This window comes from Rhodovulum sp. BSW8 (assembly GCF_003314725.1).
GTDB classification, from domain to species: Bacteria; Pseudomonadota; Alphaproteobacteria; order Rhodobacterales; family Rhodobacteraceae; genus Rhodovulum; species Rhodovulum visakhapatnamense.
The window spans coordinates 382,433-406,351 of the sequence record NZ_QNVX01000005.1; the positions used below are offsets into that span (position 1 = coordinate 382,433).

The following is a 23,919-nucleotide window of genomic DNA, read 5'->3' on the forward strand; positions in this document are numbered from 1 at the left end:
CAGGGTGATTGCCATTGCCGGGCGGGGGGGCTAGATCAGTTCCGGCTGCACAAGGATTAATCAATTGGCCATTCGCGTGGCAGATATCGCGCTGGATCCTCCGGTTCTCCTTGCTCCGATGGCGGGAATCACGGACTTGCCGTTTCGACGGCTGGTTGCGTCCTTCGGCGCAGGCTTGGTGGTGTCCGAGATGGTCGCAAGCCAGGAAATGGTGCAGGCCAAGCCGGGGGTGCGCGAACGGGCGGCGCTGGGCTTTGGCGAAGAGGCGACGGCGGTCCAGCTGGCCGGACGGGATGCGGAGTGGATGGCGCGGGCGGCGCGGATGGTGGAAGAGCAGGGGGCCAGGATCATCGACATCAACATGGGCTGTCCGGCCAAGAAGGTGGTCGGCGGGCTGTCGGGCTCGGCACTGATGCGCGATCCCGACCGGGCGTTGCGGCTGATCGAGGCGGTGGTGGCGGCGGTGTCCGTGCCGGTCACGCTGAAGACCCGGCTGGGCTGGGATGACGATCTGCGCAACGCGCCCGCGCTGGCGCGCCGGGCCGAGGCGGCGGGGGTGCGGATGATCACCATCCATGGCCGCACCCGCTGTCAGTTCTACAAGGGCCGGGCCGACTGGCGCGCGATCCGCGAGGTCAAGGAGGCGGTCACCGTGCCGGTGGTGGCCAATGGCGACATCGTCTGCGGCGAGACCGCGGCCGCGGCGCTCGATCAGTCGGGTGCCGACGGGGTGATGGTCGGGCGCGGCGCGCAGGGGCGGCCCTGGCTGCTGGCCGAGATCGGCGCCTGGATCGCGGGGCGCCCGGCGCCCAAGGTGCCCGAGGGCGCCGCGCTGACCGACATGGTCGCGCGCCATTACGAGGACATGCTGGGATTTTACGGCGCGGATCTGGGCGGGCGCGTCGCGCGCAAGCATCTGGGCTGGTACATGGACCGCGTCGGCACGCCCGCGCCCCTGCGCCGCCGGGTGCTGACGGCGCCGGCCGGGGCGGCGGTGCTGTCGCTTCTGCCCGAGGCGCTGGCGACCGAAGGGAGGGCCGCGGCATGACGCTCGATCAGGACGCGATCTGGACCGCGCTGCCGATCCCGGCCTTCCTGCTGGATGCGGGCGACAGGATCGCCGCGATCAACCCGGCCTCGGAGCTGTTCGTCAACGCCACGATCAAGACGCTCAGCGGCGTGCCGGTCTTCGACCGGCTGGCGGTCGATGCGCCGCTTGACGAGGCCTTTGCCCGGGTCCGCGCCAATCGCGCGCCGCTGTTCATCAACGATGTCGATGTCAGCGCGGGCAACAAGCCGCCGGTGCTGTGCAACGTGCAGGTGGCGCCGATGAACGACGGCGAGGAACACCTGCTGCTGCTGGTCAGTCCGCGCGAGATCGCCGGGCGGCTCGGGCGGGCGCATTCGGTGAAGTCGGCGGCCAAGTCGGCGATCGGCATGGCCGAAATGCTGGCCCATGAAATCAAGAACCCGCTCGCGGGCATCACCGGGGCGGCGCAGCTTCTGTCGATGAACCTGACGAATGGCGATCTGGAAATGACCGACCTCATCGTCGAGGAAAGCCGCCGGATCGTGAAGCTGCTCGATCAGGTCGAGCAGTTCGGCAATCTGCGCCCTCCGGCCTGCAAGGCGGTCAATATCCATGACGTGCTGGACCGGGTCCGGCGCTCGGCGGCGGTGGGGTTCGCGGCCAACATGAAGATCGTCGAGGAATACGACCCCTCGCTGCCGCCGACCTGGGCCGATCCCGACCAGCTGATGCAGGTCTTCACCAACCTCATCACCAATGCCGCCCAGGCGGCCGGTCCGCGCGGCGGCACGATCCGGCTGCGCAGCTTCTATGACCTGTCGCTGAGGCTGCGCCACCCCGACGGGTCCGGCGTGCCCGTGCCGCTGCAGGTGGAAATCACCGATGACGGGCCGGGCCTGCCCCCCGAGATCGCCGCCGACATCTTCGAGCCCTTCGTTTCTGGCCGCGAGAACGGCACCGGGCTGGGGCTTGCGCTGGTCTCGAAGATCATCGGCGATCATGGCGGCTGGATCGCGGTCGACTCGGTGCCCGGGCGCACCGTGTTCCGCGTCTCGCTGCCGGTCGCCCCGAAACCCGAAGAGGATGAGAGCTGATGGACGGAACCGTACTTGTCGCCGATGACGACCGCACGATCCGCACCGTTTTGACCCAGGCCCTGACCCGGGCGGGCTGCAAGGTGCATGCCACCTCGTCCCTGACCACGCTGATGCGCTGGGTCGGCGAGGGAAAGGGCGATCTGGTGATCTCGGACGTGATCATGCCCGATGGCAACGGGCTCGAGATGCTGCCGAAGATCGGGCAGGAGCGGCCCGGCCTGCCGGTGATCGTGATTTCGGCCCAGAACACCATCATGACCGCGATCCAGGCGGCCGAGGCCGAGGCCTATGATTACCTGCCCAAGCCCTTCGACCTGCCCGACCTGATGAAGCGGGCGGCCCGCGCGCTGGAGGCCAAGCGTCGGGTCGGCCGTCCGCGCGAGATGGCGCCGCCGACCGGGGGCGATACCCAGGACGACCTGCCGCTGGTCGGCCGCACGCCGCAGATGCAGGCGCTGTACCGGCTGGTGGCGCGGGTGATGAATGCCGATCTGCCGGTGCTGATCACCGGCGAATCCGGCACCGGCAAATCGCTGATCGCCCGTGCGATCCACGACTTTTCCGACCGCCGCTCGCTGCCCTTCGTGATCGCGACCGCCGCCGACATGGAGGGCGTCGACGGTCCCTCGGCTCTGGTCGCGCGGGCGCGCGGCGGCTCGATCCTGTTCGACGAGGTGGCCGACCTGACCGAAGAGGCGCAGGGTCGGATCGTGCGGATGCTGGACAGCTTCGGCGACAGCGCGCCGCGCATCATGGCCACCAGCCAGACCGATCTGATGGGCCGGATGGAGGCGGGGCTGTTCCGGCAGGACCTGTTCTACCGGCTTGGCGGCGTCACCGTGGCGGTGCCCTCGCTGCGCGAGCGGGTCGACGATATTCCGCTGCTGGCCGAGCATTTTCTGGGCCGGACCGACCGCGACGGCACCGCGACCCGGCGTCTGGCCGAGGATGCGATGGACCTGATCCGCGCCTATAGCTGGCCCGGCAACGTGCGGCAGCTGGAACACACCATCCGCCGTCTGGTGGTGACAAGCTCGGAAGAGGTCATCGCCCGCGCCGAGGTCGAGGCGGTTCTGGGCAACCAGCCCGAGATCGAGCCGCTGGTCGGGGGCGGGGATGGCGAAAAGCTGTCGGCCTCGGTCGCCAAGCATCTGAGGCGCTATTTCGACCTGCATGGCGGCGTGTTGCCGCCGCCCGGGCTTTATGCCCGCATCCTGCGCGAGGTCGAGATGCCGCTGATCGAGATCGCGCTGGATGCGACCGGCGGCAATCAGGCCAAATGTGCCGATCTTCTGGGGATCAACCGCAATACCTTGCGAAAGAAGATCACCGATCTCGATATTCGCGTGACACGGCGCCGGAAGTTGATGTAAATTGGCAACAAGGCGTGGCCGACCGGACATAACACCGGCGGCCCAGCCATGAGGTCAGGACCGTCTTCGGGCGGTGCAGCGACGCGAGGCGAGCGGTGACACATGCCAAGGGCCTGCTGGCCCTGGAACGGTTCTTGCGCCTGCGCAGATCGCGTCAGGCGACCAATGCCGCCACGCTGAGCGTCGTGGTCCTTGGCCCGCTTCTGGCGATCTTCACTTTCCTGATGCTGGGGCCTCTGGATCAGGGCGCCTCGTCGCACGGTCTGAGGATCGTCCTGCTGGTCGATCTTGTCTATGCGCTGGTCGTCGCATCGCTGGTGGTGCAGCGCATCGCGCGGATGGTGGCGGCGCGGCGGCGTCATTCGGCGGGTTCGCGGCTGCATCTGAGGCTGACCGGGGTGTTCGCGCTGATCGCGCTGATCCCCACGGTGTCGGTCGCGATCTTTGCCGGGCTCACCATCAATATCGGGCTTGAGGGCTGGTTCTCGGAACGGGTGCGCAACGTGGTCGGGGCCTCGCTGGCCGCGGCCGAGGCCTATGAGGACGAACACCGCCGCGACCTGGTGGCCGATGCGCATACGCTTGCGGGCTATCTGGCGGTGGCGCGGCAGGCGACCGTGTTCCTGTCGGACGGCGACATGCGCCAGCTTCTGACCCAGGCCCAGGCCCGGGTGCAGCGCGGGCTGAAGGAAGCCTATGTGATCGACGGCTCGGCCGAGATCCGGGCGCGGGGCGAGCGGTCCTACCTGTTCAACTACGAACGTCCCGGCCCCGACGCGATCGCTCGCGCCGGAGCGGGCGAGACGGTGGTCATTCAGGACTGGGACAACAACGAGTTCCGCGCGCTGCAAAAGCTCGACGGCTATCTCGACCGTTATCTCTACATCTCGCGCACGGTCGATGGCGACATCCTGAACCTGCTGGACGACACCCAGCAATCGGTCCGGCTGTATCAGCAGCTCGAACAGGAACGCGGGCGGGTGCTGTTCGAATTCGGGCTGCTCTATCTGGGCTTCGCGGTCATCCTGATCCTTGCTGCGGTCTGGCTGGGCCTCTGGTTTGCCGAACGGCTGTCGCGGCCCGTGGGACGGCTTGCGGGTGCGGCGCAGCAGGTGGGGGCGGGCGATCTCGACGTGCGGGTACCCGAAGAGACCGGCGATGACGAGATCGCGATGCTGGGGCGGATGTTCAACCAGATGATCCGGCAGCTTAAGCTGCAACGCGACGCGCTTCTCGACAATACCCGCCAGATCGAAAAGCGGCGGCGGCTGTTCGATTCCGTGCTGTCCTCGGTCACGGCGGGGGTGATGGGGCTGGATGCCGAGGGGCGGGTCGAGGTGATAAACCGCTCTGCGCTGCTGCTTCTGCGGCTCGACGCGGCCGAGGCCGAGGGGCAGGAGCTGTGTGTCGCGGTTCCCGAATTCGCCGAGCTTCTGGAAAAGCTGAAAGCCAGCCGCCGGGGCACCGCCCAGGAAGAGATCCGGCTGCTGCGCGGCGGCAACATGGAACATCTTTTGGTCAGGATGGCCATGCGCAAGCGCTCCGATGGCGGGGCCGAGGGCTTTGTGGTGGCCTTCGACGACGTGACCGATCTGGTGACGGCGCAGCGGATGGCAGCCTGGGGCGACGTCGCGCGCCGGATCGCGCATGAGATCAAGAACCCGCTGACGCCGATCCAGCTGTCGGCCGAGCGGATCAAGCGCAAGTTCCGCGCTGCGGTCGGCGATCAGGCCGAGGCGCTGGACCAGATGACCGACGTGATCGTGCGGCAAACCAATGACTTGCGGCGCATCGTTGACGAGTTTTCCAAATTCGCCCGGATGCCCGAGCCCGACCGCAAGCCGGTCGATCTGGCGGCCCTTCTGCGCGACGCGGTGCTGTTGCAGGAGGCAGGCCAGCCCGGCGTGGCCTTCACGGCCGAGATCCCCCGGACGCCGGTTCCGGCGGAACTGGACGCGACCATGATTTCTCAGGCGCTGACGAACATCATGAAGAACGCGGGCGAAGCCATTGACAGTCTTCGGACAAAGGGCGAGCCCGAAGGCTATGCCCCCGAGATCCGGGTGCGGCTTGACGTCGACGAGGGCAGCGCGACGATCCGGATTGCCGACAATGGCGTCGGCCTGCCGCAGGACCGGGCGCGGCTTTTCGAGCCCTATGTGACCACGCGCGATCACGGCACCGGGCTGGGCCTGCCCATCGTCAAGAAGATCATCGAGGAACATGGCGGGCGGCTCGACCTGCGCGACGCCGAGCCTTTCGCCGAGGGCGCCCATTGCGGCGCTCTGGCCCAAATCACACTGCCGGTCGATCCGGCAGAGGGCATGGCGGACGGCCCGGCACGGGCCGCCACCCGCGACACGACACCAGAAACAGCGGCAACCGGGGAGTAGGACATGGGTGACATCCTCATCGTCGACGACGAGCGCGACATTCGCGAGCTTATCTCGGACATTCTGCAGGACGAGGGCTACACGACGCGGCTGGCCGCCAATTCCGATGCCTGCATGGCCGAGATCAACGCTGCCGCTCCGGCGCTGATGATCCTCGATATCTGGCTGAAGGACAGCACCATGGACGGGATCGACATCCTGTCGAAGGTCAAGCGCGACAATCCCGACATTCCGATCGTCATCATCTCGGGCCATGGCAATATCGAGATCGCGGTCGCGGCGATCAAGCAGGGCGCCTATGACTTCATCGAAAAACCGTTCAATATCGACCAGTTGCTGGTCGTCATTCGCAGGGCGATGGAAGCGTCGCGGCTGAGGCGCGAAAACCAGGAGCTGCGCCGCAAGGACGTGGTCCAGGCCGAGATGATCGGCGAAAGTCCGGCCTTCAAGGCCTTGAAATCGCAGCTGGACAAGGTCACCCGGTCGAACGGGCGGGTGATGCTGAAGGGGCCGTCCGGCTGCGGCAAGGAAGTCGCGGCGCGCTATATCCATGCCAATTCCGGCCGCGCCTCGGGGCCGTTTGTCGTGGTCAATTCCGCCTCGATCGAGCCCGAGCGGATGGAAGAGGTCCTGTTCGGGCGCGAAAGCGCTGCGCGCGGGGTCGAAAAGGGTCTGCTGGAACAGGCCCATGGCGGTATCCTTTATTTCGACGAGGTGGCCGACATGCCGCTGGGCACCCAGTCGAAGATCCTGCGGGTGCTGGTCGACCAGCAGTTCCAGCGCGCGGGCGGCACCGACAAGGTGCGGGTCGACATAAGGGTGATTTCCTCGACCACGCGCGATCTGACCGCCGGGATCCAGGGCGGCACCTTCCGCGAGGAGCTTTATCACCGGCTGAACGTGGTGCCGATCGACGTGCCCTCGCTGGACGAACGCCGCGAGGACATCCCCGAACTGGCGCGCCATTTCATCGCCACCTTCAACCGGTTGCAGGGTCTGCCGCTGCGCGCGCTGGCGGACGAGGCCGAGGCGCTGTTGCAGACCATGTCCTGGCCCGGCAACGTGCGCCAGCTGAAGAACGTGATCGAACGGGTGCTGATCCTCGGCGAGGGCACGGACCCGATCCTTGCGGCCGAGCTGCCGATGCAGGCCGAGGGGCCGGCCGAGGAGGGGCGGATCGTGCTGGCGGGCGCGCTGGCGACGCTGCCGCTGCGCGAGGCGCGCGAGCTGTTCGAACGCGAATACCTGCTGACCCAGATCAACCGCTTTGGCGGCAACATCTCGCGGACCGCCAATTTCGTCGGCATGGAACGCTCGGCGCTGCACCGCAAGCTCAAGTCGCTGGGCGTGGTGACGACGGCACGGGCGGGCGGCCGGATCGCGCATCTGGAGGAGGAAGAGGAGCCCTCCGCCGCCGATTGACCCTCCGGGCCGCTTCTGCGATGGATTGAGCCAGATTTGCCTGACGGATACGGGGCGCATGAAGGTCATCATCTGCGGCGCGGGCCAGGTCGGCTGGCAGATCGCCCGCCACCTCTCGGGCGAGAAGAACGACGTCACCATCGTCGACATGAACGCGGACCTGATCCGGCGCGCCACCGACGCGCTGGACGTGCAGGGCATCGCGGGCCATGCCTCTTATCCGGACGTGCTGGAACGCGCGGGCGCGCGCGATGCCGACATGATCATCGCCGCCACCCAGTCCGACGAGGTCAACATGGTGACCTGTCAGGTGGCCCATTCGATCTTTGCCGTGCCGCGCAAGATCGCGCGGCTTCGGGCGCAGTCCTACCTGACCGCGATCTATTCCGATCTCTACCGCCGCGATCACATGCCCATCGACGTGGTGATCAGCCCCGAACGCGAGGTGGCCGAGGCCGCGCTGCAGCGTCTGGCAGCGCCTGCCGCCTTCGACACGGAAAGCTTCCTGCATGGCAAGGCGCAGCTTCTGGGGATCGCGCTCGATGAGGATTGCCCGGTCCTGCGCACGCCGCTGCGCCAGCTGACCGACCTGTTCTCGACGCTGCGCGCGCTGGTGGTGGGGGTGCGCCGCGAGGGCACGCTGTTCGCGCCCGAGCCGGGCGACCAGCTGTTCCCCGACGACCAGATCTATGTCTTCTCCCATGTCGACGACGTGAACCGGACGCTGGAGATCTTCGGCAAGTCGACCAAGAAACAGGAGCGCGTGGTCATCATCGGCGGCGGCAATGTCGGGTTGTCGGTGGCCAAGGCTCTGGAGGCGCATGAGGACCGGATCCGCGCCAAGGTGATCGAGAAGGACCGCCGCCAGGCCGAGATCGCGGCCGATGCGCTGGAACGGACCATCGTGCTGAACGGCGACGGGCTCGACATCAACCTGCTGGCCGAAGCCAATATCGAGCGCGCCGACGCGGTGCTGGCGGTGACCGACGACGACAAGACCAACCTGCTGGCCGCGGTGCGCGCCAAGATGGCGGGCTGTCCGATGGCGATCTGTCTGGTCAACGATCCCTCGCTCGTGTCGCTGATGGGCGCGCTAGAGGTCGACGCCTATATCAACCCGCGCGCCACCACCGTCAGCTCGATCCTGCGCCATGTGCGCCATGGCCGGGTGCGCGGCGTCTATTCGATCGGCGATGCCGAGGCCGAGGTGCTGGAGGCGCAGGTGCTGTCGACCTCGCCCATGTCGGGCAAGCGGGTGCAGGATATCGACTTTCCCGAAGGCGCGCTGGTCGGCGCGGTGATGAAGGCCGGCAAGGTGATCCTGCCGCGCGGCGATACCCGGATCGAGGAGGGCGACATGGTGGTCATCTTCGCCCTCAGTGCCGATGTCCCCGAGGTGGAGCGCCTGCTGCAGGTGTCCATCGACTTCTTCTGAGCCATGCGACGGCTGGCCGATCTTCCCTTCCTGGTGATCCTGATGGGGATCGGGGCGCTGGCGATGTTTCCGCCGGTGGGCCTTGCGCTGGCCGAACGCGACTGGACGACGGCGCGGGCCTTCTTCAATTCCGGGCTGCTGTTTTCCGTCCTGACCGTGCTGATCGGCCTGTCGACCATCAACCGGCCGGTCCGCAACCAGGCCCGCAGCCATCTGCTGGCGATGCTGGGCTTCTATGCGCTGTTGCCGGTGATGCTGGCGGTGCCGTTTTCCGAGGCGGTGCGCGACACGAGCTTTCTCAACGCCTATTTCGAGATGATCTCGTGCCTGACCACGACCGGGGCGACGCTGTTCGACAGTCCCGAACGGTTGACCGCGGGCGTGCATCTGTGGCGCGCGCTGGTCGGCTGGCTGGGCGGGTTCTTCGTCTGGGTGACCGCCATCGCGATCCTGGCGCCGATGAACCTCGGCGGCTTCGAGGTGACGGCCGGAGCGGGCAGCATCGCCGGTCGTGTCGGCCCCGAGCGCGGCGCGGTTCACCCGGCCCACGATCCGCGCGAACGGCTGATGCGTTTCGCCGAGCAGCTGGCGCCGGTCTATGTCGGTCTGACCGCCTGCCTCTGGGTGCTGATGCTGGTGGCGGGCGAGGGGCCGCTGGTGGCGGCCTGCCATGCGATGTCGGTGCTCTCGACCTCCGGGATCTCGCCGGTCGGCGGGGTTGCGGGCGGTCAAAGCGGCATCGCGGGCGAGATCATGCTGTGGGGCTTCATGCTCTTCGCGATTTCGCGGCAGATGTTCATGTTCGATTTCCGCCCCGAAAGCTGGCGCCGGCTGAAGGACGATCTGGAATTGCGGATGGGGGTCGGCATCGCCTGGGTGGTGACGGTCTTCCTGTTCGCCCGGCACTGGGTCGGCGCCTATGAGGTCGCCGCCGAGGAAAACGGGCTGGCGGCGCTTGGCGCGCTCTGGGGCGCGATTTTCACGGTGACATCTTACCTGACCACCACCGGCTTTGCCTCGGTCGAATGGATCGACGCCCGGCAATGGTCCGGGCTGGCGACGCCGGGGCTGATTCTTGTGGGGCTTGCGGTTTTCGGCGGCGGCGTCGCGACCACGGCGGGGGGCGTCAAGCTTTTGCGGATCTACGCGCTTTACAAGCACGGCATCCGCGAGATGGAAAAGCTGGTGCATCCGTCCTCGGTCGGGGGCGCGGGCGCCTTCGCCCGCCGCATCCGCCGTCAGGGCGCGCAGATCGCCTTTGTCTTCTTCATGCTCTTCGCGCTGTCGGTGGCGGTGGTCATGGTCGCGCTGGGGCTTCTGGGGCTCGATTTCGAGGCCTCGATGGTGCTGACGGTCGCGGCGCTGACCACGACCGGCCCGCTGGCCGCCGCCGCGACCGACCCGCCGCTGTCCTATTCGGCGCTCGGCGATGCCGCGAAGATGGTCCTGGCAAGCGCGATGATCCTCGGGCGGCTCGAGACGCTGGCGATCATTGCGCTGCTGAATCCCGAATTCTGGCGCAAGTGATCCTCGGGGCGATGCAAAATTCACCTGTGGAACACGTTGAACAGGGCTGGAATCTGAGTAAACCTCGCTTCATACTCGCCCCCAGAGGGAGACGGCTGTCCGCCGAGGGGCAGAATAGACAACAAGGCAAAGAAAAAATGGCTGCCGATAAGCAAAACCTGCAAGACGCGTTTCTTAACCATGTTCGCAAGACGAAGGTCCCGGTCACGATCTTTCTGATCAACGGGGTCAAGCTGCAGGGCGTGATCACCTGGTTCGACAATTTCTGCGTGCTGCTGCGCCGGGACGGGCAGTCCCAGCTGGTCTACAAGCATGCAATCTCGACCATCATGCCCTCGCAGCCGATCAACCTTTACGAAGGTGAGGATTGAGCCCGGCCGAACCGGCAGGGTCCGCGCCTCGCATCACCCGCGCCTGGGTGTTGCATCCGGACATATCGTCCGACCGCGAGCGCCGGGCGTCTGGCCCCGCGCTTGAGGAGGCCGTGGCGCTGGCCGGGGCCTTGCCCGGGCTTGAGGTCGCGGGCGCCGAGGTCGTGCCGCTGGCGAGGCCCCGGGCGGGCTATCTGTTCGGGTCGGGCAAGATCGACGAGTTGAAAGAGAGGCTGACCGGGGCCGAGGTCGAGCTGGTGCTGATCGACGGGCCGGTCAGCCCGGTGCAGCAGCGCAATCTGGAAAAGGCCTGGAAGGTCAAGATCCTTGACCGGACCGGGCTGATCCTCGAGATCTTCGCCGACCGGGCGCGGACCCGCGAGGGCGTGTTGCAGGTCGAGCTGGCCGCGCTCAGCTACCAGCGCACGCGGCTGGTGCGGGCCTGGACCCACCTCGAACGCCAGCGGGGCGGTCTGGGATTCGTCGGCGGCCCCGGCGAGACCCAGATCGAGGCCGACCGCCGCGCCATCGACGAGGCGATCACCCGGATCCGGCGGCAGCTGTCGAAGGTCGTCAAGACCCGCGATCTGCACCGCGCCGCCCGGCGCAAGGTGCCGTTCCCGATCGTGGCGCTGGTGGGCTATACCAACGCCGGCAAGTCGACGCTGTTCAACCGGTTGACCGGGGCCGAGGTGCTGGCCAAGGACATGCTGTTCGCCACGCTCGACCCGACGATGCGGGCGGTGGCGCTGCCGACCGGGCTGAAGGTGATCCTGTCGGACACGGTGGGGTTCATCTCGGATCTGCCGACGCAGCTGGTCGCGGCCTTCCGCGCGACGCTCGAAGAGGTGCTGGAGGCCGATCTGGTCCTGCATGTCCGCGACATCGCCCATCCCGACAGCGAGGCCCAGGCCGAGGACGTGCGCACGATCCTTGCGGATCTGGGTGTGGCGCGCGAGACGCCGCAGATCGAGGTCTGGAACAAGACCGACCTTCTGGACCCCGAGAGGCGCGCGGCGGTCGAGGCGGCGGCGGCGCGGCACGAGCGGGTCGAGGCAATCTCGGCCTGGACCGGGCAGGGGATCGAGCCGCTGCTGGCGGCGGTGACCGGGATTCTCGACGAAACCCGGCAGCGGCGCGAGCTGTATCTCGATCATGGCGATGGACGCCGCCGTGCCTGGCTTTACGATCAGGGCGTGGTCGAGGGCGAGGCGCCCGACGATGACGGCTCGACCCTGACCGTCAACTGGACGGCGCGGCAGGAACAGCGGTTTCGCAGCCTCTGAGGCGCCGGGCGGTTCGGGCCGCCAGCAACGAAATCTGAACTTCTGGCTGGCAGGGTCGCGGGCAATTCACGCACTCAGAACGAGGTGCCGATGCCCCCGCGAAACCGCGTGCCGATGCTGGCTGTCGAACTGGCCCTTGCCCTTATCCTCGGACTCGGGCTTGCCCTGGCCTCTGTCCTGCGCCCCGCGCTGGCCGAGCCGGTCTCGCTGATTGCGGGGGGCGGGTTTCTTGGCGCAGCGGGCGGCGCTTCTGGGCCGTTGCTGACCCAGATGCCTGCCTCGGGGCCGGGTCCGTCCGGCGCCAGTCTTTTCGCCGGACGCGAGGGGTCGAGCCTGTTCGCCCCCTCTCCCGACCGGCCGCAACGGGCGGCGCCGTCTGGCCCGGTGTCGGTCTTTACGCCGCTCCGTCCGGGTGGCACGACTGCGGCGCTGGCCGAAGGCATCCGGCTTCTGATCGGCCGGGCCGAGGCCGGGCGTATGGGCTATGACGCGGTTCAGCACGGCGCGAAGATCCTGCCGCCGGGGCGGCCCACGCAACTGACCATCGGCCAGATCTACAAATGGATCGCCGACACCCCCGGTCAGCCCCATGCCATCGGCCGCTATCAGTTCATCCCCGAGACGCTGCGCCGTCTGGTGGCCGAACTGGGGCTGAGCGAGCGCACCCGGTTCTCGGCGCCGGTTCAGGATCGGCTGGCCGATCTGCTGCTGGAAGAGGCCGGGCTCAGCGCCTTCGGCGCGGGCGATCTGAAGCGCAAGGATTTCATGCACAATCTGGCGCAGATCTGGGCCGGTCTGCCGACCGCCAGCGGCCGGTCCTACTACCATGGCGTTGCGGGCAACCGTGCGACGATGACCTGGGCCCAGTTCGAGGATGCGATGACCCGCATCGCCCCGGCGCACCCCCGTCCTCCGAAGGACGGCTGAGGCGGCTGCAGGTCGCCGCGTTCCGGGGGCGATGTCCTGAGGCACGCGGGCGAGCCGGCTTCGCGGGCCTGCGCCGTCGCCCTGGGGCCGGCGAACGCCGGATGTGCCGCCCTTGCCCCGCGCCGGATGGCGCCGCGCGGACCCCGAAATACCCCGCTGGACCGTGTGTCGCGCCCCGATCCGGGAGAGAGCCCGCCACCGGGTCCCGGAGCCGGTGGCGGGCTCGAACCCTTCGTCACGTGCCAAAAGCCGGGCCGCCCCCCTGCGGTGGTGAGTGCGCGGCGACGGAGGACACAGGGTCACTCGGCTTTCGGCACCAGATCGGTGATACCCACCGCCGCAGCGCGGGCCAGATCGGGGTCGAGCGACATCGGGATGTACTCGCCCCGGCGCCACAACTCGCCCAGATCGTCGTAATGGCGGCTGAGCGGATGGCCCGATTGCCCGGTCGAGATAATGAAGACCGAGCTGTCGGGATCGGCGAAATCATAGACCCCGCGATAGCCTGCGCCATGGACATTGGCGAAGGGGAACGGGTCGGTCCCCTTGGTCAGGCCCCGGTTCAGCGTGTTGTCGCCGCCCGAGGTCGGCTGGCGGATGTTCACGATCCATTTCAGAAGCGGCGTCTCGCCCAGCACCGGATGATCGTGCCAGGCCTGATGCGCCTGCCCCCAGCGCAGCGATTCGAGCGAGCCGCCGTAGGTTTCCGACAGATACAGAAGCGCCTCGTCCAGCGACTTGCGGGCAATCTCGGTGCAGGTCTCCTGCGCGGCCGACTGGCGGATGTCGCACCAGACCGAGGCGCCGTCGATGTCGCGGAACACCCGCTCGATGAACAGCGGCTCGACATGGGTGATTTCGCGTGCAAGCGGGCCCAGGTCGTCCTCGATCAGGTCGCGCTGCAAGAACCGCATCCAGGCCGCATAGATCAGCGGTTCCGGCAGGTGTTCGTTCATCTCGCCGTTCCAGCCCGCCAGCAGTTCCAGCGCCCGGTGGCGCCGCCGTTCCGGGCTGCCCGCGGGTGCGGGCTCGCCGGTGAACCACAGATCCCTGCCCACCAGCGGCAGAAGCGAGCGCGCTGTGAAGGACACGGTGTCCAGCTGGGCCTCGATGAAGCTTTCGCGGGTATGGACCTTGCGCGTCTCCATCAGCCGCTTCCAGCGCTGGATCCGCTGGGTGTCGCCCCAGTCGAAACTGACATGCAGCGGGAAGGGCCGGTCGACGAGCTTGTTGTTGGTGTTGCCGAGGATACCGCCTGCCGGGTCTCTGAAGCTGGGATTGGCGGCATAGTTCAGCCAGCCCTGCCAGCGGTTTTCCTCCTTCCAGCCGGGCTGGGGCAGGCGGCCCTGGCTCTGGTTGGCGGCGGTGCGGCGCGGCATCGCCCCGATCATCTGCAGCGCGATATTGTCCTCGTCGACCAGTGTCAGGTTCAGCGAAGGCGCGACGAAGAACCGCCCGGCCTCGATCGCCTCGTCGACAGTCTGCGACCGCATGACCCGCATCGCCGCGCTCATCGAGGTGTCGGCGCCGTTCAAGAGCGTCCAGCTCACCGCCGCGACATGGCCGGGCGGGGTGATCGAGGCCAGATCGTAATGGGTGCCGGGCAGCACCGGCCCGTTCTCGGTCCAGCGCAGCGTGATCGTGACCGGTTCGGCATCGGCGACCTTGATGATGCTGCGCCGGGTCTCGAAGGGGCGAAAGCCGTCGGGGGTGCGGTATTCCTCGGGATCGTCGGGGTTCAGCTGTTCGAGGAACACGTCCTGATCGTCGAGATAGGAGGTGGTGAGCCCCCAGCCCAGCTTGGCCGAGCGGCCCGAAAGGATCGTCGGAATCCCGGGGATGGTGCCACCGATCACGCCTCCGGTCGAAAGTTCCAGCCGCGCGAGGTACCAGATCGAGGGCGCGGCCAAGCCCAGATGCGGGTCGTTGGCCAGCAGCGTGCCGCCCGCGGCCGAGCGTTTCGGCGCCGCCGCCCAGGCGTTCGAGGCGCCCGCGAGATCCGGTCCGAGGAAGGGCGACAGCTGGCCTTCGGCATAGCGCGCGAGCGGCGCCGAGGAGGGCACGACCCCGGGGGCAAGCTCGGCATAGTCGGGCAGGGCGGCAAGCCCCGGCCCGGGCGCGTCGGGCAGCAGGTCCATCACCCGCTCGGGCTCGAGCAGCAGCGAGACGCGCGCGCGCAGCACCTCGGCGTCGAGATGGGAGGACAGCCGCACCCCCATCAGCTTGACGAGCGCAATCGAATCGGCCGGCTGCCAATAGGCGACTTCCGGCCGGAACAGGAAGAATTCCGGCGCGCCGCGGCCGCGCGCCTCGGTGTTGACGGTCTCGATCCAGGCGTTGACGCCGCGCGAATAGGCCTCGAGCGCGGCGCGGGTCTGCGGGTCCTGGGCCGCAACCGACTTCTGCGCGAGCCCGTAGAGGTCGAGCCGCCGCATCAGCTCGTCGATCTTCAGCGTCCGGGCGCCGAACAGTTCGGACAGCCGCCCCTGCACCGTCCGGCGCAGCACCGTCATCTGCCAGAGACGGTCCTGGGCATGGGCATAGCCCAGTCCGAAGAACACGTCCTCGTCGGTCTTGCCGAAGATATGCGGCACACTGGTGTGGTCGCGCACGATCTCGACCGGGGCGCTCAGCCCCGTGACCTCGTGCGTCCCGCTATACTCGGGCAGGGACCGCGCGGCGAGGTAATAGGCGCCGCCGATCCCCAGACCGGCCAGAACCACGACGGCGGTGAAGATCCGCAACAGCCAGCGGAAGAGATTGGGCATGGCGCACCCGTTGTTGACGCCTCGGATGAGGCCGTTAGGTAAGGGCAAATGGCGTTTCATGCAACGAGGGGAGGAGCCGCATGGCACGGGTTGCGTTTCTGGGGCTTGGGGTGATGGGCTATCCGATGGCGGGGCATCTTGCCGCCGCGGGCCATGAGGTCTCCGTTTACAACCGCACCGCCGCCAAGGCCGAGGCCTGGGTGGCCGAGCATGGCGGCCGCGCCGCGCCGACGCCTGCCGCTGCGGCCGAGGGGGCCGAATTCGTGATGGCCTGCGTCGGCAATGACGACGATCTGCGCGCGGTCTGCGACGGCGACACCGGGGCCTTTGCCGGCATGGCTTCGGGCGCGGTCTTTGTCGATCACACCACGGTGTCGTCGATGGTCACCGAAGAGATGGCGGCGCTGGCCGAGACGCGGGGCATTGCCTTCGTCGATGCGCCGGTCTCGGGCGGGCAGGCGGGCGCGCAGAACGGCCAGCTCGTGATCATGTGCGGCGGCCCCGAGGCGGCCTATGCGGCGGCCGAGCCGGTGATGGGCGCCTATGCCAAGCTGTCCAAGCGGATGGGCGGCACCGGTTCCGGGCAGCTGACCAAGATGGTCAACCAGATCTGCATCGCGGGGCTGGTGCAGGGCCTGTCCGAGGGGCTGCATTTCGCCGAGAAGGCCGGGCTTGACGGACGCGCGGTGGTCGAGGTGATCGGCGGCGGCGCGGCCGGCAGCTGGCAGATGATGAACCGCTATCAGACCATGCTGGACGACGAGTTCGACCATGGCTTTGCGGTCGACTGGATGCGCAAGGATCTGGGCATCTGTCTGGCCACCGCCGACCGGACCGGCGCCAGTCTGCCGGTCACCGCGCTGGTCGACCAGTTTTACAAGGACGTACAGAAGCTGGGCGGGGCGCGCTGGGATACCTCGAGCCTGATCAAGCGCTTGCGGGCGATGGGTTAGGCCCGGCCCGAACCGGGCCGCACCGGGCATCCGCGGGGTTTTGCCGAAATTTCGGGCAGGTGCCCAAGGAACTTGCCCGGGACGGCCCGGGTGCCCTTGCACAGGGCGGCGTCTGTTTCCATGATCGCGTCCGACAGCGGGAGTGGCGCGATTCCAATGACCGAGACCAAGGCAAGGCCCCGGCTGGGCCGAAGCGAGGCGACACAGGGGTATTTCCTGGTGGCGCCGCCTTTCCTTTACGCGCTGCTGCTGCTGGCGGCGCCGCTGGCGGCCATCGTGCTGTTCAGCTTCTGGACGCAGGACTACCTGACGCTCGATACCACGCTGACGCTGAAGAACTATCGCGAGGCGTTGTCGGATCCGCTTTATGGCGAGCTTCTGCTGCGCTCGCTGGTGATCTCGCTGGCGGTGACGGCGGCGACGGTGCTGACCGCCTTTCCCATCGCCTATTTCATCTCGTTCAGCGTGCCGCCGTCCAGAAAGTCGATGTGGATCTTTCTGATCACCATCCCGTTCTGGTCGTCCTACCTGATGCGGGTCTTTCTGTGGAAGGTGATCCTTGGCTATAACGGCGTGCTGAACACCACGCTGACCGGGCTCGGGATCATCGACGAGCCGCTGAGCTTTATTCTCTACAACGCCAATGCGGTGGTGATCACGCTGGCCCATGCCTATGCGCCCTTCGCGATCCTGCCGATCTATGTGGCGCTTGAAAAGATCGACCGCTCGCTGCTGGAGGCCAGCCGGGACCTGGGCGAAAGCCGGGTCATGACCTTCCTGAGGGTGACGCTGCCGCTGGCGATGCCGGGCGTCGTGGCGGCCGTGCTGATCGTCTTCATCCCGACTATCGGCGATTATGTCACACCGCGCCTCGTCGGCGGGCCGAACGGGCTGATGATCGCCAACATGATCCAGACCCAGTTCCTGAAGCTGAACAACGCGCCGATGGGGGCTGCGCTGGCGGTGCTGGCGATGGCCATGGTCACGGCGGTCTCGCTGATCTTCCTGTTCCTCAATCGCCGGTACCTGAAGGGGCAGAAATGAAGAGCCTCAGGCTTTACGCCATCCTCTATCTGATCTTCCTTTATGCGCCGATCGCGCTCTTGCCGATCTTTGCCTTCAACGACGGCACGGTGATCGCCTTTCCGCTGAAGGGCTTCACGCTGGAATGGTTCAAGGAGCTTCTGACCATCCCGGCGCTGCATGCGGCGGTGCTGAACAGCCTGATCATCGCGGTTTCGTCAGCGCTGATCGCCACCTGTCTGGGGATTTGCGCCGCCCGGGCGGGCACGCGCTTTGCCTTTCCGGGCAAGAAGGGCATCCTCGGGCTGATCATGCTGCCGCTGGTGCTGCCAGAAATCATCGTGGCGGTCTCGCTGCTGGTGGTGCTTCTGCAACTCGGCCTGCCGCTCGGGTCCTGGACGGTGGTGCTGGGCCATGTGCTGATGTGCACGCCGTTTTCCATCGCGATCCTGAACTCGGCCTTTCAAAGCCTCGACGTCTCGCTGGAAGAGGCCGCCATCGATCTGGGTGAAACCCGCTGGTCCAGCTTCCGGCTCATCACGCTGCCGCTGGTGATGCCGGGCATCATCTCGTCGCTGTTGATCGCCTTCACGATCTCGCTGGACGAGTTCATCATCGCCTTCTTCCTGACCGGGACCAACCCGACCCTGCCGGTCTATATCTGGGGCCAGCTCCGCTTTCCGCAGAAGATCCCCGTGATCATGGCGCTGGGCACGATCCTGGTGCTGGCCTCGGTGATCCTGCTTGCCATTGCCGAATATTTCCGCCGCCGGGGCGTCGCGCGCACCGGACAGGCCGACGCCGGAGGTTTCCTGTGAAAGACACGCTGGGCGTCGAACGCCCCATCATCGCGCTCGAGAATGTCGAGAAATACTACGGCGAGTATTACGCGCTGAGGGGGATCAGTGCCGAGATCCGGCAGGGCGAGTTCTTTTCCCTGCTGGGGCCGTCGGGCTGTGGCAAGACCACGCTTCTGCGCACCATCGCAGGCTTCGAGGAACTGTCGGGCGGCCGGTTGATGATCGACGGCAAGGACATGAAACGGGTGCCGGCGAATGTGCGGCCCACCAACATGGTGTTTCAGTCCTACGCGATCTTCCCGCATCTGACGGTGGCCGAGAATGTGGGCTTCGGTCTCCGGCGCGAGCCGCTGAGCCGCGACGAGAAGGCCCGCAAGGTGGCCGAGGCGCTGGAGATGGTGGGGCTCAGGGGCTATGGCGCTCGCGCCGCCCATGCGCTGTCGGGCGGCCAGCGCCAGCGCGTGGCCCTGGCCCGCGCGCTGATCCTGGAACCCAAGGTGCTGCTGCTGGACGAGCCGTTGTCGGCGCTTGACAAGAAGATGCGCGAACAGATGCAGACCGAGCTGCGGCGGTTGCAGCGGCAGGTGGGCATCACCTTCATTCTGGTCACCCACGACCAGGAAGAGGCGCTGATCATGTCCGACCGGATCGCGGTGATGTTCGAGGGCCAGATTGCCCAGCTCGACACCCCGCAACAGCTGTATCGGCGGCCCAACACGCGTCAGGTGGGCGAATTCATCGGGGTGATGAACTTCCTGCCCGCGACCGCCACGGTCAGCGACGAGACCCATATCGAGGTCGAGGCGGCCGGGCTTGGCCGCGCGGTGATCGCCCCCGACCAGCTGCCCGGCGGCTGGCATCCGGGCCAGACCCAAAGCGTGGGCATCCGCCCAGAGACCATGTCGATCCTGTTTCCCGGCGAAACCACCGACCGCCGCGTCGCGATCGGGACGGTCGAGGATCTGTCCTATTACGGGGACATGACCTATTACGTGGTCCGGCTTGACGGGGTCGACCGGCCGATGACGATCTCGATGAAGAACCTCGTCGGGCGGCCGGTGCTGGACCGGGGCACCGAGGCGCGGGTCGCCTGGGATGCGCGGTCGCTGGTGCTGTTCGCCTGAGGCCCGGGGTCGGGGGCTAGAGCGTCCAGATTTCGGGACCGCCGCAGACCCGCGGGTCGGGGTCGCCCACGATCTTGTCCTTCTTGCCCTTGTAATCGACCAGCGACAGGACACGCCGGATCGCGGCCAGCCGCGCCCGGCGCTTGTCGTCCGACCGGATCACCGTCCAGGGGGCGGGCCCGGTATGGGTGCGCATGAAGGTTTCGCGGATCGCCGCCGAATAGGCGTCCCAGCGCCTAAGTCCCTCGACGTCGATCCAGGACAGTTTCCATTGCTTGAGCGGGTCGCCTTCGCGCTGCAGAAAGCGGCGCAGCTGCTCGGTCTGGCCCACGTTCAGCCAGATCTTGACCAGCAGCACGCCCTCGTCGACCAGCATCTCCTCGAAGCGGGGAACCTGATCGAAGAAGCGTTCGCGCTCGGCGTCGGTGCAGAACTCGAAGACATGCTCGACCACGGCGCGATTGTACCAGGACCGGTCGAACAGCACGATCTCGCCGCCGGCGGGCAGCTCTTCGACATAGCGCTGGAAGTACCATTCGCTTTTCTCGCGGTCCGAGGGCGCGGGCAGCGCCACCAGCCGGGCGACGCGCGGGTTCATGTTCTCGCGAAACCGCTTGATGGTACCGCCCTTGCCGGCCGCATCACGGCCCTCGAAAAGGACCGCGATGCGCTTGCCGGTGGCCTTCACATCGGCCTGCAGCTTGGCCAGCTCGATCTGCAGCGCCTCAAGATCCTCGGCATAGGTGTGCTTGTCCAGCAGCCGGTCATAGGGATAGCTGTCGGACAGGATGTCGTGCTTGCGGCTGTCGGCAATGGCCTTGCGGATCTCGTGGGGCGCGTCGTGCTCGTAGAAGCGGGTGATCGCGCCGTCGAAGGGAAGATCATCTGTCATCGCATGCTCCGGGACGGTCCCGGGCAGTATGGCGATCAGGCGGCGGGACGCAATCCGGCCCGCGTCGCCGCCCGGCGGATCGCCGCGACAGCGGCCTCGGGATCGGCGTGGTGGGGCATGTGGCCGACGCCGTCGAGTTCGGTCAGGTGGACGTTGGGCAGGCGTTCGGCCAGCGGCCGGGAATGGACCTCGATCGGCACGATCCGGTCGGCGGTGCCATGCAGGATCTCGACCGGCATCCGCAACTCGCCATAGCGCGCGGCCATGGCGCGGATATGGGGCTTCAGCCCGTTCACCTGCCGGGTATTGGCGCGCAGCGTGTCCGGGCGCAGGCTGAGCGCGATGCCGATATGGTCGGCATAGCCGTCGGGCACGGGGTCGGGTTCGAAGATCCGGGCGATGGTCTGGTCGGCGACGAAGCGCGGCACGAAGGCCGAGATCAGCGGCACCATGAACATCGACCCGAAATCCGACGAGACCAGTTCGTAATAGGGGCCGAGCCCGCCGGGCCAGGGCATCGCAGCGCCCGCGAGCGACACGATGGCTGCCGCCCGCGCCGGATGGTCGAGCGCCCAGGCAAGCGCCACGGCCCCCCCGAAGGAATGGCCGACCAGCACCGCCGGGCCAAGCCCCAGCCGGAGGCTGGCGGCCTCGAGCACGGCGGCCTGTTCGGCGGGGCTTTCGCCATTCGGGTGCAGCGGGTCGGTATGGCCGAGCCCCGGCCGGTCGAAGGCGGTCACGCGGAACTGGCCCGACAGTCGCCCGAGCAGGTCGAAGGTGAAGTCGCGGGTATTGCCGCCCGCGCCATGCAGCAGGATCACGTCGGGCCCGGCGCCCTCCTGATGGGCATGGACCTGAAGCCCGTCGATCTCGATCATCCGTCCGGTGGGGGCGTAGTCCTCGGGCATGCTCAGCGGGTTCCGATCAGGGTCTGGTCGAAGGGGGTGGTCTGGTAGATCTGGTTGATCCAGTTGCCGTAAAGCAGATGCGCGTGGCTGCGCCAGCGGTTCTGCGGCGGCAGGGCGGGGTCGTCGCCCGGATAATAGTTCTGCGGGACGTTGATCGGGGTACCGTTGGCCACGTCGCGGTCGTATTCCTGTTTCAGCGTGTCGCTGTCATATTCGAAATGGTTGAAGATATAGAGAGCGCGATGCGCGGCGTCCTCGACCAGGCAGGGGCCGCTTTCGTCGCTTCCCAGCAGTGTGACCAGCCCGGGGGCCGCGTCGATCTCGTCCTGGCGCATTTCGGTCCAGCGGCTGACCGGGATCACGCAATCGTCGGAAAAACCGCGCAGATATTGCGAGGCGGGGGCAAGGTTGCTGTGCCGGAAGCAGCCGAAGGCCTTCCTTGGCAGCATGTGCTTCTGGACGCCATGAAAATGATAGATCATCGCCATGCCGCCCCAGCAGATGCCGAAGGTCGAATGCACATGGCTTTGGGTCCAGTCGAAGACCTGGGTAAGCTCGTTCCAATAGGTGACTTCGGTGAAAGGCAGATGCTCGATCGGGGCGCCGGTGATCAGAAGCCCGTCGAATTTCTCGCCGCTGTCCGCCACTTCGGCAAAGGGGCGGTAGAAGGTCTCCATATGCTCGGCGGCGGTGTTCTTGGTCTTGTGCTCGGTCATCCGCACGAGGCTGAATTCGATCTGCAGGGGCGTCGCGCCGATCAGCCGGGCGAATTGCGTCTCGGTCTGGATCTTCTTCGGCATCAGGTTCAGAAGCGCGATCTTCAGGGGCCGGATGTCCTGACGCAGCGCCGCATCCTCGCCCATCACCATGACCCCCTCGCGCGCCAGAACGTCGAAGGCGGGAAGGTCGGTCGGGATCTTGATGGGCATCGGACATCTCCACTCGAACGGCGCGTGAACATAGGTCAGTTGGGGCCGTCTCTCAAGGGAGAGGCGGGTCAATTGACAGAAGGGACCCTGCACGGTTTCATCACATGGAACAATCGGCGAAACCGGAGGGGAAAGCGTGCGCGGGACAAGGCCGAGATCACGAAGAGTGCTGCCGATTCTGGCCTGTGCCGGGATGCTGGCGGCGGGGATGCCGCGCCCGGCCGCGGCCCAGGAGGGTCCCGAATGGGAGTTGCAGCGGTGCATCTGGAGCTGTCTCTCGGCCTTCGGCCCGGCCGACACTCCGGCCTATGCCGCCTGCGTGGCGCAAAGATGTCCCTCGGAAGCTGCGCCCGCGCCGGTCCCCTGGGCCAGCGGTCCGACAGCGGACGGACGCGGGGCCTTCGCCGGGACCCGCTCCGAGGCCGATCCGGATGTGCTGTTCTATCTCTTCTGCGCGCCGGGCGGCCAGCGCATCCTGCAACTGGCAGGCGTCGAGGGCAGCCCGGGGCCGAACATCCTGATGCTGGCCGTGGACGGGCAGGGATTTCCGGTGAGCTTCACCGGGGCGGGCGATCTCAGCGCGCTGGCGAGCCTTCCGCCCGGGGCGCCGCTGCTGGGGGCGCTGATGCGCGGGCGAAGCCTCGAGATCCGCAACGGGGCGGGCTACACGCTGGGCCGGTTCGGGCTGGCTGGCGCGGGCCCGGCGATCAGCGGCGCGCTGGCGCTGTGTCGATAGCCCGGGCGATGAGGTCGGCGAAATCCTCGGGGCTGCGCAGTTTCGCGACCTCTTCGGCACTGACCTTGACGCCCCAGTTCCGCGCCATCGCGGCATAGCGCGGCTGGCGGTGGGCCAGCGCGCGCGCATAGGTCCAGCGCACGAAGGCGTCGGGATCGACAGCGTCTTCGGTCAGGCCGGTCTGGGACAGATAATCGGCCCAGGCGGCATGCAGGAATTCGGGCTGGTAATACATCGGCTTCGGCGCGCGGTCGAAGCGGCGCACCAGTTCGGCGGTATGGGCGTCGCTGCCCTCGATCCAGACCAGCAGCAGATGCGAGGACAGCGCTGACAGCACCGGGTCCTCGGGGTTCTCGGGGTCCACGACCTCGCAGATCGAGCCGCCGGAATCGCAGACGAAATCGGAATAGCCGTAAAGCTGGGCCGCGCGGTCGATGAAGCGCGGGGTGTCGAGCAGAGCCGAGATTTCCGCCTCGCGGTGCTGGGCCTGGCGGTTCATGTATTCGTCGAAGGGCAGCCCGCCCCTGTCGCGCGCGCCGGGTTTGCCCAGATAGGTCGAGAGCGGCGCGAGATTGTCGAAGGTGATGTTCGAGGCGATGAACACGCTGTCGGTGCGCAGAAGCTCGCGCAACAGCGGCACCTTCATGGCCTCGCGCTTGAAATTGTCGGCGATGAACTCGCCCATGTAGCGGGTGCCGATGCGGTAATCGACCGAGTAGTGAAACCAGCCGCCCTCGGCGCGCAGCATGTTCGACACATGGGTCTTGCCCAGCCCCGACATGCCGAACAGCAGCACCTGCCGCGTCTTTGCCTGCCGCCAGGCTTCTGACGTCTCATAGATCATCCGACCACCCCTTCGATCCGCGCCGCGTCCTATCCCGCCGCTGCGGGGCGGTCAAACCCAATCGCCGCCCGCGAAACGCGA

At 67.2% G+C, this 23,919-nt stretch carries 19 protein-coding genes and 2 pseudogenes; 16 read left to right on the top strand and 5 right to left on the bottom strand.

The features are described 5' to 3' along the window. Positions 1–70 precede the first annotated feature (70 nt). The 11 genes and pseudogenes from dusB to DSD19_RS04125 all read left to right on the top strand — a co-directional run bounded on the left by dusB (position 71) and on the right by DSD19_RS04125 (position 12,861). The gene (gene dusB / locus DSD19_RS04080; RefSeq protein ID WP_371412529.1) at positions 71–1,048 is read left to right on the top strand and encodes a tRNA dihydrouridine synthase DusB; all 978 of its coding nucleotides are present in this window, start codon (positions 71–73) and stop codon (positions 1,046–1,048) included. Next, a complete protein-coding gene (locus tag DSD19_RS04085; protein WP_075785808.1) occupies positions 1,045–2,124 on the top strand; it encodes a nitrogen regulation protein NR(II) in 1,080 nt (359 codons plus the stop codon). The genes dusB and DSD19_RS04085 overlap by 4 nt, the downstream gene beginning before the upstream one ends. Continuing rightward, positions 2,124–3,500 carry a response regulator gene (locus DSD19_RS04090; RefSeq protein WP_113668612.1) on the top strand — a complete coding sequence of 459 codons (1,377 nt, stop codon included), beginning with the start codon at positions 2,124–2,126 and terminating at the stop codon, positions 3,498–3,500. Before DSD19_RS04085 ends, DSD19_RS04090 begins: the two co-directional genes overlap by 1 nt. A gap of 224 nt (positions 3,501–3,724) precedes the next feature. Continuing rightward, positions 3,725–5,050 (top strand): annotated as a pseudogene (locus DSD19_RS22695) (HAMP domain-containing protein); the annotation flags it as partial. Between the two features lie 84 nt (positions 5,051–5,134). After that, a pseudogene (locus DSD19_RS22700) lies at positions 5,135–5,893 on the top strand (PAS domain-containing sensor histidine kinase); the annotation flags it as partial. A gap of 3 nt (positions 5,894–5,896) precedes the next feature. Further along, positions 5,897–7,315, top strand: coding sequence for a sigma-54 dependent transcriptional regulator (locus DSD19_RS04100; protein ID WP_113668613.1), 1,419 nt, complete (start codon positions 5,897–5,899; stop codon positions 7,313–7,315). A 58-nt stretch (positions 7,316–7,373) separates the two neighbouring features. After that, the gene (gene trkA / locus DSD19_RS04105) at positions 7,374–8,750 is read left to right on the top strand and encodes a Trk system potassium transporter TrkA (RefSeq protein WP_075785812.1); all 1,377 of its coding nucleotides are present in this window, start codon (positions 7,374–7,376) and stop codon (positions 8,748–8,750) included. A gap of 3 nt (positions 8,751–8,753) precedes the next feature. Beyond that, positions 8,754–10,277: a TrkH family potassium uptake protein gene (locus DSD19_RS04110; RefSeq protein ID WP_075785813.1), complete on the top strand. Its 1,524-nt coding sequence runs from the start codon at positions 8,754–8,756 to the stop codon at positions 10,275–10,277. Between the two features lie 137 nt (positions 10,278–10,414). After that, positions 10,415–10,648: an RNA chaperone Hfq gene (gene hfq, locus DSD19_RS04115; RefSeq protein ID WP_042461931.1), complete on the top strand. Its 234-nt coding sequence runs from the start codon at positions 10,415–10,417 to the stop codon at positions 10,646–10,648. 32 nt (positions 10,649–10,680) lie between these two features. After that, positions 10,681–11,934, top strand: coding sequence for a GTPase HflX (gene hflX, locus DSD19_RS04120; protein WP_081382294.1), 1,254 nt, complete (start codon positions 10,681–10,683; stop codon positions 11,932–11,934). A 90-nt stretch (positions 11,935–12,024) separates the two neighbouring features. After that, on the top strand, positions 12,025–12,861 hold the full coding sequence (locus tag DSD19_RS04125) for a hypothetical protein (protein WP_243627670.1): 837 nt from the start codon (positions 12,025–12,027) through the stop codon (positions 12,859–12,861). A gap of 299 nt (positions 12,862–13,160) precedes the next feature. On the opposite strand, the gene DSD19_RS04130 is transcribed toward DSD19_RS04125, so the two are convergent. Then, positions 13,161–15,629 carry a penicillin acylase family protein gene (locus DSD19_RS04130; protein WP_113668614.1) on the bottom strand — a complete coding sequence of 823 codons (2,469 nt, stop codon included), beginning with the start codon at positions 15,627–15,629 and terminating at the stop codon, positions 13,161–13,163. An 80-nt stretch (positions 15,630–15,709) separates the two neighbouring features. Here DSD19_RS04130 and DSD19_RS04135 point away from each other — a divergent pair, with 80 nt between their 5' ends. The 4 genes from DSD19_RS04135 (at position 15,710) to DSD19_RS04150 (ending at position 19,529) form a co-directional block, all read left to right on the top strand. Beyond that, positions 15,710–16,582, top strand: coding sequence for an NAD(P)-dependent oxidoreductase (locus DSD19_RS04135; protein ID WP_113668615.1), 873 nt, complete (start codon positions 15,710–15,712; stop codon positions 16,580–16,582). Positions 16,583–16,738: 156 nt separating this feature from the next. Continuing rightward, entirely contained in the window at positions 16,739–17,626 is an 888-nt protein-coding gene (locus DSD19_RS04140) for an ABC transporter permease (protein ID WP_075785817.1), read from the top strand. Next, entirely contained in the window at positions 17,623–18,423 is an 801-nt protein-coding gene (locus tag DSD19_RS04145; RefSeq protein WP_108022969.1) for an ABC transporter permease, read from the top strand. Before DSD19_RS04140 ends, DSD19_RS04145 begins: the two co-directional genes overlap by 4 nt. Next, complete coding sequence (locus DSD19_RS04150; protein WP_243627672.1) at positions 18,420–19,529, top strand: ABC transporter ATP-binding protein; 1,110 nt, start codon at positions 18,420–18,422, stop codon at positions 19,527–19,529. Before DSD19_RS04145 ends, DSD19_RS04150 begins: the two co-directional genes overlap by 4 nt. Positions 19,530–19,545: 16 nt before the next feature. On the opposite strand, the gene ppk2 is transcribed toward DSD19_RS04150, so the two are convergent. The 3 genes from ppk2 to metA are packed head-to-tail and all read right to left on the bottom strand — an operon-like array spanning position 19,546 to position 22,258. Then, complete coding sequence (gene ppk2 / locus DSD19_RS04155) at positions 19,546–20,421, bottom strand: polyphosphate kinase 2 (protein WP_113668617.1); 876 nt, start codon at positions 20,419–20,421, stop codon at positions 19,546–19,548. A 35-nt stretch (positions 20,422–20,456) separates the two neighbouring features. Beyond that, positions 20,457–21,329 carry an alpha/beta fold hydrolase gene (locus DSD19_RS04160; protein ID WP_113668618.1) on the bottom strand — a complete coding sequence of 291 codons (873 nt, stop codon included), beginning with the start codon at positions 21,327–21,329 and terminating at the stop codon, positions 20,457–20,459. Between the two features lie 2 nt (positions 21,330–21,331). Then, a complete protein-coding gene (gene metA / locus DSD19_RS04165) occupies positions 21,332–22,258 on the bottom strand; it encodes a homoserine O-succinyltransferase (RefSeq protein WP_075785822.1) in 927 nt (308 codons plus the stop codon). Between the two features lie 166 nt (positions 22,259–22,424). Here metA and DSD19_RS04170 point away from each other — a divergent pair, with 166 nt between their 5' ends. Then, entirely contained in the window at positions 22,425–22,994 is a 570-nt protein-coding gene (locus tag DSD19_RS04170; RefSeq protein WP_133260349.1) for a hypothetical protein, read from the top strand. On the opposite strand, the gene DSD19_RS04175 is transcribed toward DSD19_RS04170, so the two are convergent. Continuing rightward, entirely contained in the window at positions 22,966–23,838 is an 873-nt protein-coding gene (locus tag DSD19_RS04175; protein WP_113668620.1) for an ATPase, read from the bottom strand. The two genes, DSD19_RS04170 and DSD19_RS04175, sit on opposite strands and share 29 nt — an antisense overlap. Positions 23,839–23,919 lie beyond the last annotated feature (81 nt).

Coding starts and splice junctions, on each gene's coding strand:
- DSD19_RS04085 (WP_075785808.1), top strand. CDS start 1,045: ATGACGCTCGATCAGGACGCGATCTGGACCGCGCTGCCGATCCCGGCC.
- DSD19_RS04090 (WP_113668612.1), top strand. CDS start 2,124: ATGGACGGAACCGTACTTGTCGCCGATGACGACCGCACGATCCGCACC.
- DSD19_RS04100 (WP_113668613.1), top strand. CDS start 5,897: ATGGGTGACATCCTCATCGTCGACGACGAGCGCGACATTCGCGAGCTT.
- trkA (WP_075785812.1), top strand. CDS start 7,374: ATGAAGGTCATCATCTGCGGCGCGGGCCAGGTCGGCTGGCAGATCGCC.
- DSD19_RS04110 (WP_075785813.1), top strand. CDS start 8,754: ATGCGACGGCTGGCCGATCTTCCCTTCCTGGTGATCCTGATGGGGATC.
- hfq (WP_042461931.1), top strand. CDS start 10,415: ATGGCTGCCGATAAGCAAAACCTGCAAGACGCGTTTCTTAACCATGTT.
- DSD19_RS04125 (WP_243627670.1), top strand. CDS start 12,025: ATGCCCCCGCGAAACCGCGTGCCGATGCTGGCTGTCGAACTGGCCCTT.
- DSD19_RS04130 (WP_113668614.1), bottom strand. CDS start 15,629: ATGCCCAATCTCTTCCGCTGGCTGTTGCGGATCTTCACCGCCGTCGTG.
- DSD19_RS04135 (WP_113668615.1), top strand. CDS start 15,710: ATGGCACGGGTTGCGTTTCTGGGGCTTGGGGTGATGGGCTATCCGATG.
- DSD19_RS04140 (WP_075785817.1), top strand. CDS start 16,739: ATGACCGAGACCAAGGCAAGGCCCCGGCTGGGCCGAAGCGAGGCGACA.
- DSD19_RS04145 (WP_108022969.1), top strand. CDS start 17,623: ATGAAGAGCCTCAGGCTTTACGCCATCCTCTATCTGATCTTCCTTTAT.
- ppk2 (WP_113668617.1), bottom strand. CDS start 20,421: ATGACAGATGATCTTCCCTTCGACGGCGCGATCACCCGCTTCTACGAG.
- DSD19_RS04160 (WP_113668618.1), bottom strand. CDS start 21,329: ATGCCCGAGGACTACGCCCCCACCGGACGGATGATCGAGATCGACGGG.
- metA (WP_075785822.1), bottom strand. CDS start 22,258: ATGCCCATCAAGATCCCGACCGACCTTCCCGCCTTCGACGTTCTGGCG.
- DSD19_RS04175 (WP_113668620.1), bottom strand. CDS start 23,838: ATGATCTATGAGACGTCAGAAGCCTGGCGGCAGGCAAAGACGCGGCAG.